The sequence below is a fragment of the Colwellia sp. 1_MG-2023 genome (genome assembly GCF_030546755.1).
Taxonomy (GTDB): Bacteria; Pseudomonadota; Gammaproteobacteria; order Enterobacterales; family Alteromonadaceae; genus Thalassotalea_H.
In genome coordinates this window covers 238,147-255,012 of the sequence record NZ_JAUOPE010000001.1, presented here as the reverse complement: position 1 = coordinate 255,012, position 16,866 = coordinate 238,147, and the positions used below count along the sequence as shown (strand labels likewise).

The 16,866-nt window shown below is 34.1% G+C and carries 18 protein-coding genes; all 18 read left to right on the top strand.

Annotated features, from left to right (window positions below; all coding sequences use genetic code 11):
- The first annotated feature begins 29 nt into the window (after positions 1-29).
- The 18 genes from Q4493_RS01035 (at position 30) to Q4493_RS00950 (ending at position 16,863) form a co-directional block, all read left to right on the top strand.
- Positions 30-1,148 carry a chemotaxis response regulator protein-glutamate methylesterase gene (locus tag Q4493_RS01035; RefSeq protein WP_303448713.1) on the top strand — a complete coding sequence of 373 codons (1,119 nt, stop codon included), beginning with the start codon at positions 30-32 and terminating at the stop codon, positions 1,146-1,148.
- A gap of 37 nt (positions 1,149-1,185) precedes the next feature.
- A complete protein-coding gene (locus tag Q4493_RS01030) occupies positions 1,186-1,962 on the top strand; it encodes a ParA family protein (protein WP_303448712.1) in 777 nt (258 codons plus the stop codon).
- A gap of 6 nt (positions 1,963-1,968) precedes the next feature.
- On the top strand, positions 1,969-2,781 hold the full coding sequence (locus Q4493_RS01025; RefSeq protein ID WP_303448711.1) for a chemotaxis protein CheW: 813 nt from the start codon (positions 1,969-1,971) through the stop codon (positions 2,779-2,781).
- Between the two features lie 90 nt (positions 2,782-2,871).
- Positions 2,872-3,366 carry a chemotaxis protein CheW gene (locus tag Q4493_RS01020; protein WP_303448709.1) on the top strand — a complete coding sequence of 165 codons (495 nt, stop codon included), beginning with the start codon at positions 2,872-2,874 and terminating at the stop codon, positions 3,364-3,366.
- A 45-nt stretch (positions 3,367-3,411) separates the two neighbouring features.
- Positions 3,412-3,891, top strand: a complete 480-nt coding sequence (locus tag Q4493_RS01015; protein ID WP_303448708.1) for a DUF2802 domain-containing protein — start codon at positions 3,412-3,414, stop codon at positions 3,889-3,891.
- Positions 3,892-4,014: 123 nt separating this feature from the next.
- Positions 4,015-4,800: a VacJ family lipoprotein gene (locus Q4493_RS01010; RefSeq protein WP_303448706.1), complete on the top strand. Its 786-nt coding sequence runs from the start codon at positions 4,015-4,017 to the stop codon at positions 4,798-4,800.
- 70 nt (positions 4,801-4,870) lie between these two features.
- On the top strand, positions 4,871-7,633 hold the full coding sequence (locus tag Q4493_RS01005) for an SLBB domain-containing protein (protein ID WP_303448705.1): 2,763 nt from the start codon (positions 4,871-4,873) through the stop codon (positions 7,631-7,633).
- Between the two features lie 212 nt (positions 7,634-7,845).
- Positions 7,846-8,922, top strand: a complete 1,077-nt coding sequence (gene wecA / locus Q4493_RS01000) for a UDP-N-acetylglucosamine--undecaprenyl-phosphate N-acetylglucosaminephosphotransferase (RefSeq protein ID WP_303448703.1) — start codon at positions 7,846-7,848, stop codon at positions 8,920-8,922.
- A gap of 101 nt (positions 8,923-9,023) precedes the next feature.
- The gene (gene gspG, locus Q4493_RS00995; protein WP_303448702.1) at positions 9,024-9,419 is read left to right on the top strand and encodes a type II secretion system major pseudopilin GspG; all 396 of its coding nucleotides are present in this window, start codon (positions 9,024-9,026) and stop codon (positions 9,417-9,419) included.
- The gene (locus Q4493_RS00990; protein WP_303448699.1) at positions 9,416-11,077 is read left to right on the top strand and encodes a GspE/PulE family protein; all 1,662 of its coding nucleotides are present in this window, start codon (positions 9,416-9,418) and stop codon (positions 11,075-11,077) included. The genes gspG and Q4493_RS00990 overlap by 4 nt, the downstream gene beginning before the upstream one ends.
- Complete coding sequence (locus Q4493_RS00985) at positions 11,077-12,276, top strand: type II secretion system F family protein (RefSeq protein WP_303448698.1); 1,200 nt, start codon at positions 11,077-11,079, stop codon at positions 12,274-12,276. The genes Q4493_RS00990 and Q4493_RS00985 overlap by 1 nt, the downstream gene beginning before the upstream one ends.
- Positions 12,260-12,709 (top strand): type II secretion system protein, encoded by a 450-nt coding sequence (locus tag Q4493_RS00980; RefSeq protein WP_303448697.1) that lies wholly within the window; start codon positions 12,260-12,262, stop codon positions 12,707-12,709. Before Q4493_RS00985 ends, Q4493_RS00980 begins: the two co-directional genes overlap by 17 nt.
- Positions 12,690-13,106, top strand: a complete 417-nt coding sequence (locus Q4493_RS00975) for a PilW family protein (RefSeq protein ID WP_303448696.1) — start codon at positions 12,690-12,692, stop codon at positions 13,104-13,106. Before Q4493_RS00980 ends, Q4493_RS00975 begins: the two co-directional genes overlap by 20 nt.
- The gene (locus Q4493_RS00970; protein WP_303448694.1) at positions 13,100-13,822 is read left to right on the top strand and encodes a prepilin-type N-terminal cleavage/methylation domain-containing protein; all 723 of its coding nucleotides are present in this window, start codon (positions 13,100-13,102) and stop codon (positions 13,820-13,822) included. The genes Q4493_RS00975 and Q4493_RS00970 overlap by 7 nt, the downstream gene beginning before the upstream one ends.
- Positions 13,822-14,727, top strand: coding sequence for a type II secretion system protein GspK (locus tag Q4493_RS00965; RefSeq protein ID WP_303448693.1), 906 nt, complete (start codon positions 13,822-13,824; stop codon positions 14,725-14,727). Before Q4493_RS00970 ends, Q4493_RS00965 begins: the two co-directional genes overlap by 1 nt.
- A complete protein-coding gene (locus Q4493_RS00960; RefSeq protein WP_303448691.1) occupies positions 14,727-15,830 on the top strand; it encodes a hypothetical protein in 1,104 nt (367 codons plus the stop codon). Before Q4493_RS00965 ends, Q4493_RS00960 begins: the two co-directional genes overlap by 1 nt.
- Positions 15,830-16,399, top strand: a complete 570-nt coding sequence (locus Q4493_RS00955; protein WP_303448689.1) for a hypothetical protein — start codon at positions 15,830-15,832, stop codon at positions 16,397-16,399. The genes Q4493_RS00960 and Q4493_RS00955 overlap by 1 nt, the downstream gene beginning before the upstream one ends.
- Positions 16,396-16,863, top strand: a complete 468-nt coding sequence (locus Q4493_RS00950) for a hypothetical protein (protein WP_303448688.1) — start codon at positions 16,396-16,398, stop codon at positions 16,861-16,863. Before Q4493_RS00955 ends, Q4493_RS00950 begins: the two co-directional genes overlap by 4 nt.
- The last annotated feature ends 3 nt before the right edge of the window (positions 16,864-16,866 follow it).

Sequence of the window (16,866 nt, the reverse complement as noted above, 5' to 3'; positions counted from 1 at the left end):
CTAATAAAGCACGTTTAAAGAGATGATAAATGGCCTATAAGGTTTTGGTTGTTGACGACTCCAGTTTTTTCCGCCGTCGAGTAAGTGATATTCTCAATAGTGACAGAAACTTAACGGTCATTGATGTTGCAGTGAATGGCTTGGAAGCGGTTAAAAAAGCAAAAGAGTTAAAGCCTGATGTCATTACCATGGACATTGAAATGCCTTTGCTTAATGGTATTGAAGCCGTTAAGCAAATTATGGCAAATTCGCCTACCGCTATTTTAATGTTTTCATCTTTAACACATCAAGGAGCTAAAGCGACTCTAGAAGCGTTAGACGCCGGAGCATTAGACTTTTTACCTAAAAAGTTTAATGAAATTGCTAAAACATCGGGAGATGCTGGCAGCGTATTAAAGCAAAGAGTTTTAGAGTTAGCGAGCAAGAAAGGTGGGAGGGCAACACGTTCTTCTTTCAAAAAAGAAACACCACCGGTTAAAAGTATTAGAAGTGCAACCTCAACTAATACGATAAATGACATTAAAAAACCTATAAGTCGAACAAGTTCTTTTAGTAAAGCTTCGGGTAAAGCTTATAAGTTACTAGCGATAGGTACTTCAACTGGCGGTCCTGTCGCTTTACAAAAAATATTAACTCAATTGCCGAGTGATTTTCCTTTGCCAATTATTATGGTTCAACATATGCCAGCCGCTTTTACCAAAGCGTTTGCTACTCGGTTGAACTCTTTATGTAAAATCACGGTAAAAGAAGCTGAAGATGGAGATATCCTTAAAGCCGGTTGCGCATACTTAGCACCAGGTGGTAAGCAGATGGTACTTGAGGGAAAAGAGACGAATCCTAGAATTAAAATTTTAGAAGATGATTCTGCTCGAATAGCTTTTAAACCAAGTGTTGATATAACTTTTGGTTCTACTTCAAAAATATTTTCCGATAATGTTTTAGCTATAATATTAACGGGCATGGGTTCTGATGGCCGAGATGGCTCAAGAATGTTAAAAAGCAAAGGATCTGTTATTTGGTCTCAGAATGAAGAAACATGTGTTGTATATGGCATGCCACAAGCTGTAGCAAATGCAGGGATTTCATCGCTTGAATTACCTTTACTTGAGTTTTCTAAAGCTATTTTAAAAGAAATAAATTATCGATAGCTTTGATTTTTAATTTAATAACTTAATAGGTGAACTTTTGGTTGTTTGGACAGTAGCAAATCAAAAAGGTGGTGTCGGTAAGACTACTTCAACGATCTCGTTAGGTGGTTTATTAGCCGAACGTGGCAAAAAAGTTTTATTAGTTGATACTGATCCACATGCATCCCTTAGTTATTATTTTGGTATTGAATCAGAAGATCTTGAACTAAGTGTTTATGATTTATTTGTACAAGTGTCGACGAAAGAACAAATCATGCAAACGCTTTGCCCAACCGCATACAAAAATATTGATATCTTGCCAGCTACTATGGGGTTAGCAACGTTAGATAGATCTTTAGGTGCGAAAGGGGGCATGGGACTAGTTCTTAAAAAAGCCATTCAAAAATTATCAGATGAATACGATTATGTATTAATGGATTGTCCGCCTGTTTTAGGGGTTTTGATGGTAAATGCACTGGTTGCATCCGATAGAATAATTGTTCCAGTGCAAACGGAATTTCTTGCTCTGAAAGGCCTAGATAGAATGATGAAAACTATGGAAATAATGCAAGGTGAGCAACAAAAACCCTTTATATATACCATTATTCCAACCATGTTTGACAAAAGAACTAAAGCATCTTTACTTGCTTATAAAAAATTACAAGATTTATATGGCGAAGCTGTTTGGAATGGCGTTGTGCCAATAGACACCAACTTTAGAAACGCAAGCAATATTCAACGCGTTCCTTCAGATTTTTCACCGTCAAGTCGTGGCGTATTAGCGTATAAAAATCTGCTAGACTATTTAATTAAACTTCAAAAAAGAATGAGCTAATTATTTATGAAGAAGTCATTAGCTGCGAGCCAAAAATTAATGCAAAACTATCTGTCAGAATTAATGACAGAGGATGAAGAGCTTTCTATCAAGCCTGAAAGTGAAGCGATTACTCAATCGCTAGAAAAAGAAAAGCTCGATAAATTATTGCAACAAGCTAGTGTAGCTAAAACCATAGATAACTCGAAACTTGATGTGATCACCTCGGTTAAATCTGAAAATAAAGTGATTGAACCACCACAGGCAAAAATAGCAGATAAAGTGGTACCAGAGGTTGAAGTTAAAGCGGAAGTTGAAGCAGAAACTCAGATCCAAACGAAAAAGAGTTTGGCAGAATTTAAAATTGACCCTGATAAAAACTATCGAAAAGGTAGTTTTCAGGCGATGTTTTTTGATGTTGCGGGGCTAATAGTTGCAGTACCGCTTATTGAACTTGGCGGCATTCATAACGTTGATAAAATTAACAGCTTAATGGGCAAACCTGATTGGTTTAAAGGGGTTATGCTTCATCGTGAAGAAAAAATCAATGTGGTAGATACCGCATTATGGGTAATGCCGGAAAAATGTAACCAAACGCTAAAAGATTCGCTAAACTATCAATATATTATCATGTTAAATAATAGTCATTGGGGATTGATGGCCGAAAATTTAATTGATACGGTTACTTTAGAACACGAGGATGTAAAGTGGTTAGAGGGGGCAACGAAGAGGCCTTGGCTAGCCGGTTTAGTGAAAGAGCGGATGTGCGCCTTGTTAGATGTTGACGCATTAATCCATATGCTCGAAGAAGGTGCAAATATAAATCAGTCAACACATTAATATTTATAGAATTAATATTAAAAAGTTGAACGATAGACTATATTAATAATAATCTAGTATAAAAGTGAATAACTTTAAGAGGCAAGCGGTATGTCTGACGAAAGACGCAGTGCAAATGATAATGTTGATACCAATGATGAAGTATTACAATGGGTAACATTTAAATTAGACAGTGAAACATATGGTATTAATGTAATGCAGGTACAAGAAGTATTGCGTTATACCGAAATAGCTCCTGTTCCGGGGGCGCCATTGTATGTATTAGGGATCATTAATTTACGTGGTAATGTTGTTACTGTAATTGATACCCGTTCTCGATTTGGTCTCGAATCTTCAGAAGTTACCGATAATACCCGTATAGTTATTATTGAAGCAGAAAAGCAAGTTATAGGCATACTGGTAGACAGCGTTGCAGAAGTGGTTTATCTAAGAGCATCAGAAATTGATATCGCGCCGAATGTTGGTAATGATGAAAGCGCAAAATTCATTCAAGGTGTATCAAACAGGGAAGGTGAACTACTCATCTTAGTTGATTTGAATAAATTATTATCTGATGACGAATGGGATGAATTAAAACAATTCTAACTGATTAGGTTTTGTACTTTTCAGTGCAAAGCCTTCGAAATGAGTATGTTGAAAGAAGTTGCTTCTATGGATGTTTTAATGACTTATAGTCTTGTGTTTATTGCAATAGCACTAATTTTATACATACTCATTTTATTCAATAATAAAAAAAACGATGCCCGTTTTAACGCACTTGAAGTGCAAATTGAGAGCTATGAATTTATTATTAGCGAGCTAAAAGCAGCAAGTGAACAGCAGCAAATAAAACGGGAGGAAAAAGATTCAGCCTTGCAAGCATGGCAGTTAGAGCATCAGCAGATCAGTCAACAACTTGAACATCGTATAAAAGTACTGCAAGAAAAACTTTCCCAAACGAATGACGTTATAGAGCAAATTCAGCAACAACAACCAGAAGATAAACTTTATAGTCGTGCACAAAAAATGGTGAAATTGGGTGCTGATGTCGATGAACTTGTTCGTGAATGTGATTTACCACATGCAGAAGCCGAAATCTTAATCGCGATGCACAAACGAAAAAATAAATAATTTTACAATTTTTATCAACATTTTCACGATTTTTAAACATCAAAAAGTACCGAATAGCGTACTTGCATGATAAACTCCACTCCAAATTTTAGACGTACAATATTGAAGCAAGGAAAGATTGTTTTGTCTTTTGCCTTTTTAAAAAATATATCAACTACACTCAAGCTTTTTGCTGCTTTGTTTTTACTCGTACTAACGGGGTGTTCATCGACTCCAAAGGTTGAAAACAGCTCTACGGCGCCTTTAGATCCGCTTGAATCAATTAATAGACCATTTTGGGACTTTACCTGGGACTATGCTGATAAATACGTTTTAAAACCAACCTCGCAAGCTTATGTAGAATACGTCAATGAAGATGTTCGTACAGGTTTATTTAATATGGCAATGAACTTAAATGAACCCTCGTCAATCATTAATAATCTATTGCAAGGGAAATTTTCAGCAGCGGCGAAAAATACCGGGCGATTCGTTTTAAACTCAACAATCGGCTTATTGGGGATTTTTGATCCTGCAAGTGATTTTGGCTGGACAAGAGAACAAGAAGAGTTTGGTGAAGTGCTTGGTGTGTATGGCGTTGGAGATGGACCTTATTTAGTGGTACCTGCAATGGGACCCACATCAGTTAGAGAAGAAGTGGGTGATTACGTCGACCGATATTACTGGCCACTAGCAATTATCGATTTTTGGCCTAATTTATTAAGAGTCGGTGTTATTGGCCTTGAGCAAAGAGCTGCATTAGCAGACCAAGAGCAATTGATAAACGATTCTGTTGACTCATATGAGTTTGTTAAAAACGCTTACTTTCAAAATATGAAGTATAAAGTGTATGATGGTAACCCACCTATTGAAGTTGATGAAAGCGAAGAAGATTTAGAAGCTTTCATGGATGAGTTTGAAGAAATTGATTAATATTTTGTTATTAAATTAATTTAGTAATAAATAGTACCTTTTATAAGTTAAGTAACTTTTGGCGTGATAAATGATTAAAGTAAATAAGATTTTTAGTTTGTTTTTAGCTCTTTGTTTGAGTGTTATGTTGGTTGGTAAAATGCACGCGGCACAAATGCCAAGCAATATTACACCTCAGCAGCTTGAGCAATTTAAAAAATTATCACCAGCCCAGCAAAAATCATTAGCACAAAGCATGGGGATTAATTTTTCTGCTCTACAAAGTCAAATGTCGACCAATCAAAATAACAACACTGAACAAGAAGCGACATTGCAGCAATATTATCCAAGAGGCACTCAATTCGATGAATTTGGCAATCCAATTTTTGATAACCAATTTTCACCTGATACCGAGGAAGATGAAGAAAAGGGGCCTCAACCTTTCGGCTACGATGTTTTTGCCAATGCGCCTTTAACCTTTGCACCAACAATTGATATCGCAGTGCCAGAGTCTTATCTTATTGGTCCTGGTGACGTATTAACGGTACAAGTTTTTGGTAAAGAAAATAACAATTACGAATTAGAAATCAATCGAGAGGGACAAATTATCATACCTGAATTGGGTGCCTATTCGGTTATGGGAATGTCTTTCTTAGAAGTTAAAAAATACTTAGCAAGTCAAATAAATAATAAGATATTAGGGGTAGATACGATAATTACCTTGAGTGATTTACGCTCAATTAGAGTTTTTGTATTAGGGGAAGCATTTAAACCTGGCCCTTATGTGATGAACTCATTGTCGAGTATTACTCACGCAATCTTTGCTGCAGGTGGCATCAATGACATTGGTTCTTTAAGAAACATTCAATTAAAAAGAGCAGGAAAATTAATCACAACATTAGACTTATATGACTTATTAATTAAAGGCGATTCATCCAACGATTTAACTTTAAAGTCAGGTGATGTTGTTTTTATTAACCCTGTAGGAGATAGAATCACCATTGAAGGTGAAGTTACTCGTCCAGCAATCTATGAACTTTCAGATCATGATACGTTTAAATCTGCCTTATCTATGGCAGGTGGATTATTACCATCGGCATATCCCGCTTCTACCATCGTAGAAAGATTTAATGAAGAAAATCAAAGAGTTGTTCAAAGTGTTGATTTAACTGACAAAAACTCGCTAAATGGCACTGTAAAATCGGGAGATGTGATCCGAGTGATGAAAACATCAGATCTCTATGAAGATTCTATAACGGTTATTGGAGCGGTTGCCCGTCCAGGTCGTTATCAATGGAAAGAGAATCAAAAAATTTCTGATCTGATCCCAAATATACATGCATATTTAGAAGATGATGCTGATTTAACATACAGTTTAGTTATTCGTGAGAAAGACATTGGCAGAAATATTGAGGTGCTGCAATTTAGCTTGTTCGATGCTTTGAGTGATATTGAATCAAAAGAAAACCTGGAATTGCAGCCAAGAGATAAAATTGTTGTCTTTTCAAATATTGAAACTATTGCCTCAAATATTGATTCATTAGATGATTTTGCCTTAACAAAAACTGAACTCTTTGATTTAGAAAAAGAAAATGCTCAAGAGCAATATGAATCTAGAAAATTTTGGGAGCATTACAGTGATGAAGATTCAAGCACTTCGGTTAAAGTTCTAGATGAAGTTGGTCAAGCACAAGAAACGTTAAAACAGACTTATCAATCAATTGAAGAATTTGCTGGAGATACCAATAAAGAATTAGAAATTCGAGAGCTAGGTTTTTTCTCACGTAAACGATTATTAGCGCCTATTATCGAACAATTAAAACGTCAAGCGGCTTCAGGGCAACCGATACAGTTAGTCGAAGTTGATGGTGCGGTAAAATATCCTGGGCTTTATCCATTATCTAAAAATGGCCGAGTGAGTGATTTAATAAAAGCTTCAGGTGGCCTGAAAGAATCAGCTTATCTAATGAAGTCTGAGATTACACGAAACATTATTGTTGATGATAAAGCTGATAAAACGTCGATAAATTTTAAATTATCAGCCGCGTTAAATGGTAGTGAACATGATAATCATTTATTAGAAAGTAAAGACCGTATTAATGTACATCACATTCCTTCTTGGCAGGAAAACCATAATGTAGAACTAAAAGGTGAATTTAAATTCCCTGGAAAATACACCATTAAACGTGGCGAAACATTAGGGCAATTAATTGAGCGAGTTGGTGGTTTTACTGAGTTTGCCTATATAGAAGCGTCTTTATTTACTCGTGAAAAATTAAAACAGCTTGAATTAAAAAACCTGGTAAAAGTCTCTGAAAGTTTAAGAATGGAAATTGCCTCGAAAAACTTATCGCAACGTGAAGGCTCTGCTAACTTTGATTATAAACAAACTAGTCAATTACTTGCTGATCTAACAAACATAAAACCTATTGGTAGATTGGTCGTTGACTTACCGCTAATTACTTCAAATGCTGATGTTGATGTCACTTTGGAAGATGGAGATGTGTTGTATATCCCTTCTAAACAGAATTCAATTAACGTTGTAGGGCAAGTACAAGTTGCCTCTTCTCATATATATAAGCCAGGATTAACCGCTTTTGATTACGTAGATTTAAGTGGTGGCAATAAAAAACAAGCTGATGAAGACCGGATTTATGTCATAAAAGCTAATGGTGCAGTAGAAATTCCTAATGATAGTAATTGGTTTGAATCTAATGACAATAGCTTAAAACCAGGTGATACGGTTGTTGTTCCATTAGATTCTTATTACATGGAAGACTTGTCATTATGGCAGGCAGCAACACAAATTGTTTATCAAGCAGCCGTGGCCGTAGCAGCAATCTCAGGTTTATAACGCTTGCATTATTAAGTAAGCTAAACTTGAGTAAATATTACACTCGAATGATAACAATAACGGGTAAAGGCATAATAATTTACATTTATGCCTATTTAATTAGTAATATTTTCGTAAAAGTCTAGATTAGCGGCTCATTGAATACTATAATTAGCGCGCTTTTTATTTGTTATATTAAAAAAATATAAAACATTAGCCAGAAAAGGAATTTTATGGCTAATAAACAGGGTTATCTAATGCTATTTACTCTAAGTGCACTGTTAGTCGCTTTTGTTGTTTCAATTTCTACTATTAAAATTTTATTACCACTTGCACCTCAGATTGGTTTAGTGGATTTACCAAATGCAAGGAAAAAGCATGATGGTGCAATACCGTTAATTGGTGGGATCTCGATATATACTGGGGTATTAATTGCCTCAACTCTTTTCATTGACCAAAGTAAACTACTCAATTTATATTTTATTTCATCAGCTCTATTAGTGTTTATAGGGACGATGGATGATATTTACGATTTAAAAGTTGCGCCACGGATGATTTTCCAAGGCATTGTTGCCACTATCATGGTGTTTGGTGCTGGTATCTATATTCATGATTTTGGTAACCTTTTTGCTACAGGGCAAATAGAGCTAGGTAATTTTGGTATGATCTTTACTATGCTTGCTTGTGTTGCCGCTATTAATGCCTTTAATATGATTGATGGTATAGATGGTTTAGCAGGGTCGATGAGTATTGTTACTATTTCATCTGTAGCAATTTTAACACTGATAAATGATCAAACAGCCGATATTTTGCTACCACTTATTTTAGTAGTCGCTATTATTCCTTACTTATTTTATAACGTTAGTACGCGTAATCCACGCGGTAAAAAAATATTTATGGGCGATGCGGGTAGTATGTTTATGGGATTAACCGTTATTTGGTTGCTTGCGTTAAGTACACAAAACACCGACATATCCGAAGCATCATTTAGACCTGTAACCGCACTATGGATAATTGCCATTCCATTAATGGATATGTTTGCCATCATGATTCGTCGTATACGTAAAGGGGATTCTCCTTTTAAAGCTGATAACGGACACCTTCATCATATTTGTATGCGTTTAGGCTTGTCATCTCGTCAGTCATTATGGGCGATAAGTGCTTTAGCGATTTCTTTTGCGATAGTGGGCATTTTAGGGGAAGTATTTATGATAGCTGAATGGATACTATTATCGCTTTATCTACTTGCTTTTATCGCTTATTCATATGCTATACAACATGCTTGGAAGTTTATCCGAGCAATAAAATAATTTATAACAATTGATTTATAAGTTTTTCATTGCCTAATCTAGGCGCCAAACGTTAATATACTTTCAACTCGTATATTAATTAGATAGTAAACCAAATAATTATGAAAAAATATAAAGGCTTTAGCTTAATGGAGTTAATGATCGTTTTGATCATTCTTGGACTTCTCGGCTCATTAGTTGCACCAAAATTATTCTCTAAAGTAAGTTCATCAAAAAAGAAAACAGCTGTTGCACAGATGCAAATGTTTGAAACGGCTATTGACACATATCGCTTAGATATTGGTACAGTTCCAAACTCATTAGAAGAATTAAGAGCTAGTACAAACCCCAATTGGGACGGACCATATTTACCAAAAGCCATTCCTCTAGATCCGTGGGGTCAGCCATATGTTTACCAAACACCAGGAGAAAATGGCATGCCATTTTCAATAATGTCCTACGGTCTTGATGGTAAAGTTGGTGGTACTGACGAAAATGAAGATATTATCCATCAATGATTTCATTAGAAAATGAATTACTAACTGAATTTCAGGTTACTCAGTCAGATTTAGATAAAGGAAAAAGATTCCAGAGTCGGAATGGCGGCCGTTTAGAGCAGATATTAGTAAATATGGGCTGCCTTACTGAAGATGACCTAATCCCTTTATTTTCAAAAGTATTAGGCTTACCTATTTTTGATGCAAGCCAATGGCAAGGTTGGAAGGTGGAAGAATTGCCTTCTGAAGAGTTAAGCTTTTTTAAGGCTAAAAATGCATTATTGCTTTCTACTAAAGAAGGGAATAAAAGATACATAGCTGCCAAAGATCCATTAGATTTAGAGTTAACTGAATACATCCAAAATAATAATTTGGATGTTGAATTTGAATTGGCAAAAGAATCAGATTTACAGGCATATTTTTACCAAATACAAGCCTTAACAGATAACTTACCTGATGAAGATGAACTAAGTGGTGACGAGGAAGCTAGATTAAGGGAATTAGCAGTGGAGGCTCCTACTGTTAACTTATTAAATACTTTGATCACCAAAGCGCTTGCTCGCGGTGCATCAGACATGCACCTTGAACCATATAGCAACAAATATCGAGTGAGATATCGTATTGATGGTGTTTTACATACGGTAGAAAATCTTGCCACTAAAATGCAAATGCCAATTATCACTCGATTGAAAATTTTATCGGGTATGGATATCGCTGAAAAGAGACGCCCGCAAGATGGTAAAATTGAAATGCGCATTGCGAATCAAGAACTCGATATACGTGTTTCGGCATTACCATTAAATGAAAGCGAAAGTATCGTTTTACGTTTTTTGAAAAAAGACGCTATTCGATACGACATGTCTGTATTAGGGTTAGCAAGCGACACTCAATTACTAATTCAGCAAGATTTAGCAAAAACCACCGGTGTTATTCTTTTAACAGGGCCTACTGGTTCAGGTAAAACAACGACTCTTTATACATTTTTGAATGAACTCAATAGTGAAAATGTTAAAATTATTACGCTTGAAGACCCTGTGGAATACCAACTAGAAGGAATTAACCAAGTTCATGTTAATCCTGAAATTGGTTTCGATTTTGCTGCAGGTCTTCGTTCTATTGTTCGACAAGATCCTGATATCATCATGGTGGGTGAAATTAGGGATGCAGAAACTGCGCGAATTGCATTACAATCAGCGTTAACAGGGCATTTAGTTTTTTCAACTGTTCATACTAATGATGCCGCAAGTGCTTATACTCGTTTACTTGATTTAGGAGTGGATGAGTTTTTATTAAATGCAGCGCTTGTATCTATAGTGGCTCAGCGTTTAGCGCGTAAAGTTTGTACACATTGTGCTAAACCTGCAGAAAATATAGATGAATTATTTATCAATTATCCTTTACAAAAAGTAAAAGAGAAAGCGTCACTTGATTCTATAACTTTACTAGAAGCGGTTGGTTGTGATCAATGTAATCATTCTGGTTATAAAGGTAGAATAGCGATCAATGAATATTTGCGTTGCGATGACGAGATCAAACAAATCCCAAAAAATGATCAATTTATTCGTCAAGCGCAAGCTCATAATGATGCCTTACAGCGAAGAAACCTCTTAGAAGATGGGTTTTATAAAGCTTTACTAGGCGTAACAACTATTGATGAAGTGTTGCGAGTTGCTGGCTAATGGACTTTCAATTTAAAGGCATTGATACTGAAGGTAGTCGGCATCAGGGTAATATCACAGCGTTGAATAATGCTGATGCGCAAAAAAAACTGCAAGCTGATGGCATTCATGTTATTGAGTTAATAGAATTATCGAATAAAAAATCTTTAAAAGATTACTTTCAACGAGGTATCAGTTTAGATGAGCTAGAGTTTTTTACTTCGCAATTATCTTTGTTACTTGAAAGCGGTGTGCGAGTTGATAAAGGTATTGAAATAATACAACAAACTAATTCCCAACCAGCATTAAATAAACTCTTATTTAAAATATCTGCTTCTCTAAAAAAAGGATCTTCATTAAGTGCCGCATTTAGCGAACATGAAGAACTATTCGATCCACTTTATATAAGTTTATTAGAAATTGGTGAAACATCAGGAAACTTACCTGAAGTATTAAAAAAATTAGCGGATGATTTAAAGTTTCGTAAAGAACTTAAGGCTCAAATTTCACAAGCACTTACGTATCCAAGCGTAATTATGTTTGTATGTTTAGCGGCAGTATACTTTGTCTTAACGTTTATTGTTCCGAAAATGTCAGGAATTTTCACTGATATCACCTTGGCTCCTTGGTATACACAGATGATTATTGGGGTGAGTAACTTTTTTGTTGCTTATGAACACTTTATAATCGGTGGAATTATCGCGGCTATTTTTGCTGTAAGTTACGCGTATAAACAAGCTGGATTTAGAAATTGGTGCTATGTAACAGCGGCAAAAATTCCTGGGATTGGAAAAATCATTCTGACTTCTGAAAGAATACGCTTTGCATCTTCAATGGCGATGATGCTAGAAGCAGGCCTTCAACTCGATACTACCTTTGATCTTACTTCTAACACCTTGAAGCATGAAGACTTAAAGCGAGAAGCAAAACAAGCGCTTGGTCAGTTAAAGTCAGGTAAACAGTTAAGTTTTGTTTTATCTAAAACACAAATATTCCCAGAGTTTTTCTTATCTATTATAAAAGTTGGAGAAGAAACGGGCACATTACCACGTGTGTTTAATGAAGTTGCAAGCAGAAGCCGGACTGATTTAGATGCGGTTATTAAAAAGCTAACAACCTTGTTAGAACCGCTTATGTTAGTTTTTATGGGCGGATTTGTCGGTGGTATAGTTATTTCTATGTTGATGAGCATGGTGTCTATTAATGATGTTCCGTTTTAAAAAAAAACCGGAAAATAATGGAGGTTTTTCATTAATAGAACTTATGGTCGTAATGGCCATAGTTGCAACCTTGTTAACTTTAACTGGTGGTGTTGTTCAAAAAAATATCGCACAGCAAGAAAGAATAGTTGAGTTAGAAAAGGTGTCTCAACTCTTTAAAAAACTCTCCTATCAATCATATTATGGCCAAGGCCCAATTTATCTTCGCTTACAAGAAAATAAATTAATGATCAATGAACAAATCGATGCTGAATTAGATAACACAACAATTGAAAACTCAGTTTTACTCTTTGAACAACTTACTTTTGTTGCACAAGATTATGTAATTTCTAGTAAAGGAATCATTTCGCCTGATTCTTTTGGCGTGTTTTTCAATGGCAACATTAAACAATTTCCTTTGAAAGCAGTATTCGATGAAATTAAAGCAAAGTAACGGTTTTACATTAATAGAAGTATTGATAGCATCAGTTATATTATTTACTGCGCTTGCATTGACGGCAGAGCTATATAATTCTTCCAGTTTATCGGCGAATAAAATTACTGAAAATGCAAGGGTTTCTCAAGCTAGTATCGTTGCAGTACAAGCCATTAAATCTGACCTTAGAAAGCTCGCTGAAAACAGAAAATTATCTGAACATGTTGGTGAGCTAACCATCAATGGTATTTATTTTCAATGGCAAGCAACTCGAGAAAAGTTTAACTCAAGAGCAATGGAATTATCCGACGCAGAGCCTCCTCGTAACCAGTTTAGTTTATTTAATGTAAGTGTTAATGTTCAATCAAAACAAAGCCCACGACAACCATTCAGTTTTAAGGTGGTTACATGGTAACGGTATTGACATCACTTAAAAAAAATAAAGGCTTTACATTAATTGAGTTAATGCTTGCTACGTCACTGTTAATGATGGTGCTCTTTTCTGGTTATTATGCTTACAGCCTTTATAGTCAAAAATGGCAGAAACGCGTGGATATTTTTTGGCAGGGCACTGAACAAGGTATTGGCATAGATGCTTTAAATAAACTTTTTATTTCTGCAGTAAGTTATGTTGTTAAAAATAATAACAATAAAGAAAGTATCTATTTTGTTGGAACTAAATCAACAATTCGTTTTATTTCAAACTCCCCATTGTTTTCATCTGGTACTGCTTTGGTTGAACTTGAAGTGATCAGAGAAGCAGAAAAAGATCGATTAATTTATCGAGAAAATAATTTGTTGAATCAACCTCTTTTTCATTTATCAGAACTTGAAAATATAATCGACTGGCAAAAAGAGACTGTATTATTTGAAGAGTATAATGCTATTGAATGGTCTTTCTATGGGTGGACATCATTTGCTGATGCACTTGAGCAAGCTAATATTGCTGAAAATGTCGTTAAACGAGAATTACGTAAACAATATAAGTTGCATGAATTAGAAAAAATTAGAGTACTTCCCATTAGTATTCATTTAAATTTAGCAAAAGAAAACAGTCAAAGCTCATTTAATATCGACTTACCTAATAATACCATTTATACCTTAATTGCTAATTTCAGGAATGACGCTTAATGCTTAACTTATTTATTAATAAGCAAAAAGGTATTGCGCTTATACAAGTGCTGATTATTGCCATTATATTATCAATGTTAGGTATTTTTATTAATCAGTCTGTACGTAACCAAGTTAAAGTAGCTCAACTAATTCAAAATAACCAAAAACTAGATTTAATTCTCGAATCTGTAGAAGCTGAACTTTTGCATACTTTACTTACTCATAAGCGCTACAAAAACATTGAGAGCGATAATGAATTAGTCAAAAAATGGAATTTTCATGGTGAAACCTTCAAATTAAATGAGCAAGTGAGTATTACATTGCAAGACTTGAATGGTTTATTAAGTTTGAACTACATGAATAATAAATTGTCGACCCGTTTATTTGAGCTACTTGGTAATAAAGATGATAGCGTGCGCACATTTTTGGATTCATTAAAAGACTGGAAAGACAAAGACGATTTAAAGCATTTGAATGGTGCTGAAAGTGATTATTATAATAAACTCAATCTGCCTGAACCTAGAAACAGTTACTTACAAAGCATGGATGAAGTTAATAACATCAAAGAAGCGAAGGTTTTATCAAAAGAGCAATGGAATAAATATTACTCACTCGAGCTTCTTTCACAATTTAATCCATTAAATTCACCACTAAAGTTATTAGAAGCATTTGTTAATAATGAACTTGCTTTCAGTCAGCTAAAAACTTTAAGAGAAGAAAATCAGTTAAATGCTCATAGCTTTTATCGTATAACAGGTATTGATGCAGGAGATAACATTACTTTATCAACTGGTCGAGTGATCAGGGTAAAAATTTTGATTGAATCAGAAAGTAATCAACTTAACAAAAATTTTCAGGTAATATTGCGTCCTAATGCCAATAAAAGACCAATAACACTTTCGAATATAGAATGGAATAAATAGTGAATTTGAATTTTATCAATAAATATCCATCATTAAAAAGCTGGATTATCGGTCAGTTAGGTTATTACTCTAATAAACTATATAAAATTGAAGGTGATAAACTTAAAGATTTCTCAAAGTCAGTCCCTAAAGTTATTATTATTGCTAAATGCCACTATAGTGAAAAATGGCAATCTTATGCTTCCGTTACTAAAAAAGAATTAGATAAAATATTAGCTTTAAAAAAAGAAACTAATAAAAGTTCAGATAGAATTTTTCAAGTTTTTGTAAATAAAGATATAGATGGCTTTGATGTAAAAGAAATTATTTTCCAAAAAAAATTATTTGAGAGGTTAGGTGAAAGTAAAATTTTTATTCCAGAATCTGAGTTATTTGCACAAGATGCTTGTGAACAATTACTTGATATAGACACCTTGGCTGGTAAGTTATTTTTTAGTAATATAAATGACCGTCAAAAATCTACCTATGCAAAAGGCATAGTAAACTCAATAGGTACATACAAGTTGAGTGTAGGTTTTCCTCAATCTATAACTTCATTAAGCATTTCTGAAGTAGAGTTTCCAAAATTTATAATTTCTAACCTCTTAAATAAAAACTTAAGTAGTTTTAGGGATACTTGCTTATTTAGTTTTAAAAATTGGTTTGATTATAGTAAGTTGCACGTTTTGTATTGGGTTCCAATTCTATCTGTATTGGTATTTTTAATCATCAATAATTCATATCTTTGGCTGAGTAAAAGTACCACTGTCTCAATGATAGAACAAGGTGATGAAAGTGTGTTATCTATTATTGCTCAGAAACAAAAGCAAGATATGTTGACCAAGGAATTTGATTTATTTTCAAATGAACTAAGTGGTGTTAGAAAAACGCACCATGACTGGGAGGTATTACATCACTTACTGAAGCTCGGTATGAAGGTTAATCAATTTTATAATAAAGATAATATTGCTGTTATCAGAGGGACAGCAGAAGATGCGATATACATACTAGATGAAATAGGGAAATATAAATTTGTAAATACTGTTGGTCTTCAAGGTGGGGTTCGTAAATCACTCGGTAATGATGTCTTTGTTTTAAATATTGATATAAAAGGTGATATGTAATGGAAGACTTATCTCGTTATAAACATTATATATTATTGCTAGCTGCGTTATTGGTTTTGAATTTTATTGTTGTTCCTTTGTTTTCTTTGCAAGATGAACAATTAGAAAACTTGAGGCTATTAGAGAGAAGGTTAGAGAAAACTGAAAGGTTAATTAAAAATAAAGATAATATTACAGGGGCAAATGAAATATTAGCAGAAAATGAATCTTTAATTCCTAAATATGCCTATCTTGATAACAATGTAGATACTATTAAATTATCCATTCAAAAAATAATTAAAAGTATTATTACGCAATCTGGTTGTGATTTCGAACGGATTATATTTCGGGGAAATGAAAAATTAAGTGATAAATTATCTATTTGGGCTGTTGAATTAAGGTACAAAGGAGATTTAAATTGCCTGATGTCAGTTACCCGTGAAATTGAAAGTAACTCTCCTTTAATTATTATTAAAAAGTATTCATATAATTCTTCAGCGTTGAATGATAATACACTTGCACCAATTAACGCCAAATTATCCATTAACTTTTTTCAATATATAAGTAATGAAGGAGGGACTGAACAGTGACAAAGCTAATAGTTATTTTAAGTAGTATTTCTCTATCATTAATGTTTTTTTTCTCTTTTTCTCAAAAAGATAAAAGTACCAATCCTAAACTAGGAACAGTTATTAATGAATTATATCAACCAAAAGGTTTGAATGATGAATTAACCGAAGCTGAAAAGTATTGGCAACAGATAGCTATTGATAATAAAAAGGTTAACCAACCTTCAGTAAAAATTCAAAAAAATAGTGCTAACGAGCTCACAGTTGGGAATGAAAAGATTTATTTCCATGGGGTGTTTTTTGATTCAACAAAACCTTTCGTATTATTAAAGTTGGAAAATGGTAATATAAAGCAAATGTATGCAGGGGATAAGTTAGCTAATGGTGCTGAATTGCTTTCTATCGATGTAACTAAAATTAACTTTATCTTAAATAATAATAATATTGAATTTAACCTATTTGAAAGAAAAAATGATGATAATTAATAA

Excerpts from the sequence above, each read along its gene's own strand:
- Q4493_RS01015 (WP_303448708.1), top strand. The coding sequence starts at position 3,412 with ATGTTGAAAGAAGTTGCTTCTATGGATGTTTTAATGACTTATAGTCTT.
- Q4493_RS00970 (WP_303448694.1), top strand. The coding sequence starts at position 13,100 with ATGGTAACGGTATTGACATCACTTAAAAAAAATAAAGGCTTTACATTA.
- Q4493_RS01020 (WP_303448709.1), top strand. The coding sequence starts at position 2,872 with ATGTCTGACGAAAGACGCAGTGCAAATGATAATGTTGATACCAATGAT.
- Q4493_RS00990 (WP_303448699.1), top strand. The coding sequence starts at position 9,416 with ATGATTTCATTAGAAAATGAATTACTAACTGAATTTCAGGTTACTCAG.
- Q4493_RS01005 (WP_303448705.1), top strand. The coding sequence starts at position 4,871 with ATGATTAAAGTAAATAAGATTTTTAGTTTGTTTTTAGCTCTTTGTTTG.
- Q4493_RS01025 (WP_303448711.1), top strand. The coding sequence starts at position 1,969 with ATGAAGAAGTCATTAGCTGCGAGCCAAAAATTAATGCAAAACTATCTG.
- Q4493_RS00975 (WP_303448696.1), top strand. The coding sequence starts at position 12,690 with ATGAAATTAAAGCAAAGTAACGGTTTTACATTAATAGAAGTATTGATA.
- wecA (WP_303448703.1), top strand. The coding sequence starts at position 7,846 with ATGGCTAATAAACAGGGTTATCTAATGCTATTTACTCTAAGTGCACTG.
- Q4493_RS00955 (WP_303448689.1), top strand. The coding sequence starts at position 15,830 with ATGGAAGACTTATCTCGTTATAAACATTATATATTATTGCTAGCTGCG.
- Q4493_RS00980 (WP_303448697.1), top strand. The coding sequence starts at position 12,260 with ATGATGTTCCGTTTTAAAAAAAAACCGGAAAATAATGGAGGTTTTTCA.
- gspG (WP_303448702.1), top strand. The coding sequence starts at position 9,024 with ATGAAAAAATATAAAGGCTTTAGCTTAATGGAGTTAATGATCGTTTTG.
- Q4493_RS00985 (WP_303448698.1), top strand. The coding sequence starts at position 11,077 with ATGGACTTTCAATTTAAAGGCATTGATACTGAAGGTAGTCGGCATCAG.
- Q4493_RS00965 (WP_303448693.1), top strand. The coding sequence starts at position 13,822 with ATGCTTAACTTATTTATTAATAAGCAAAAAGGTATTGCGCTTATACAA.
- Q4493_RS01035 (WP_303448713.1), top strand. The coding sequence starts at position 30 with ATGGCCTATAAGGTTTTGGTTGTTGACGACTCCAGTTTTTTCCGCCGT.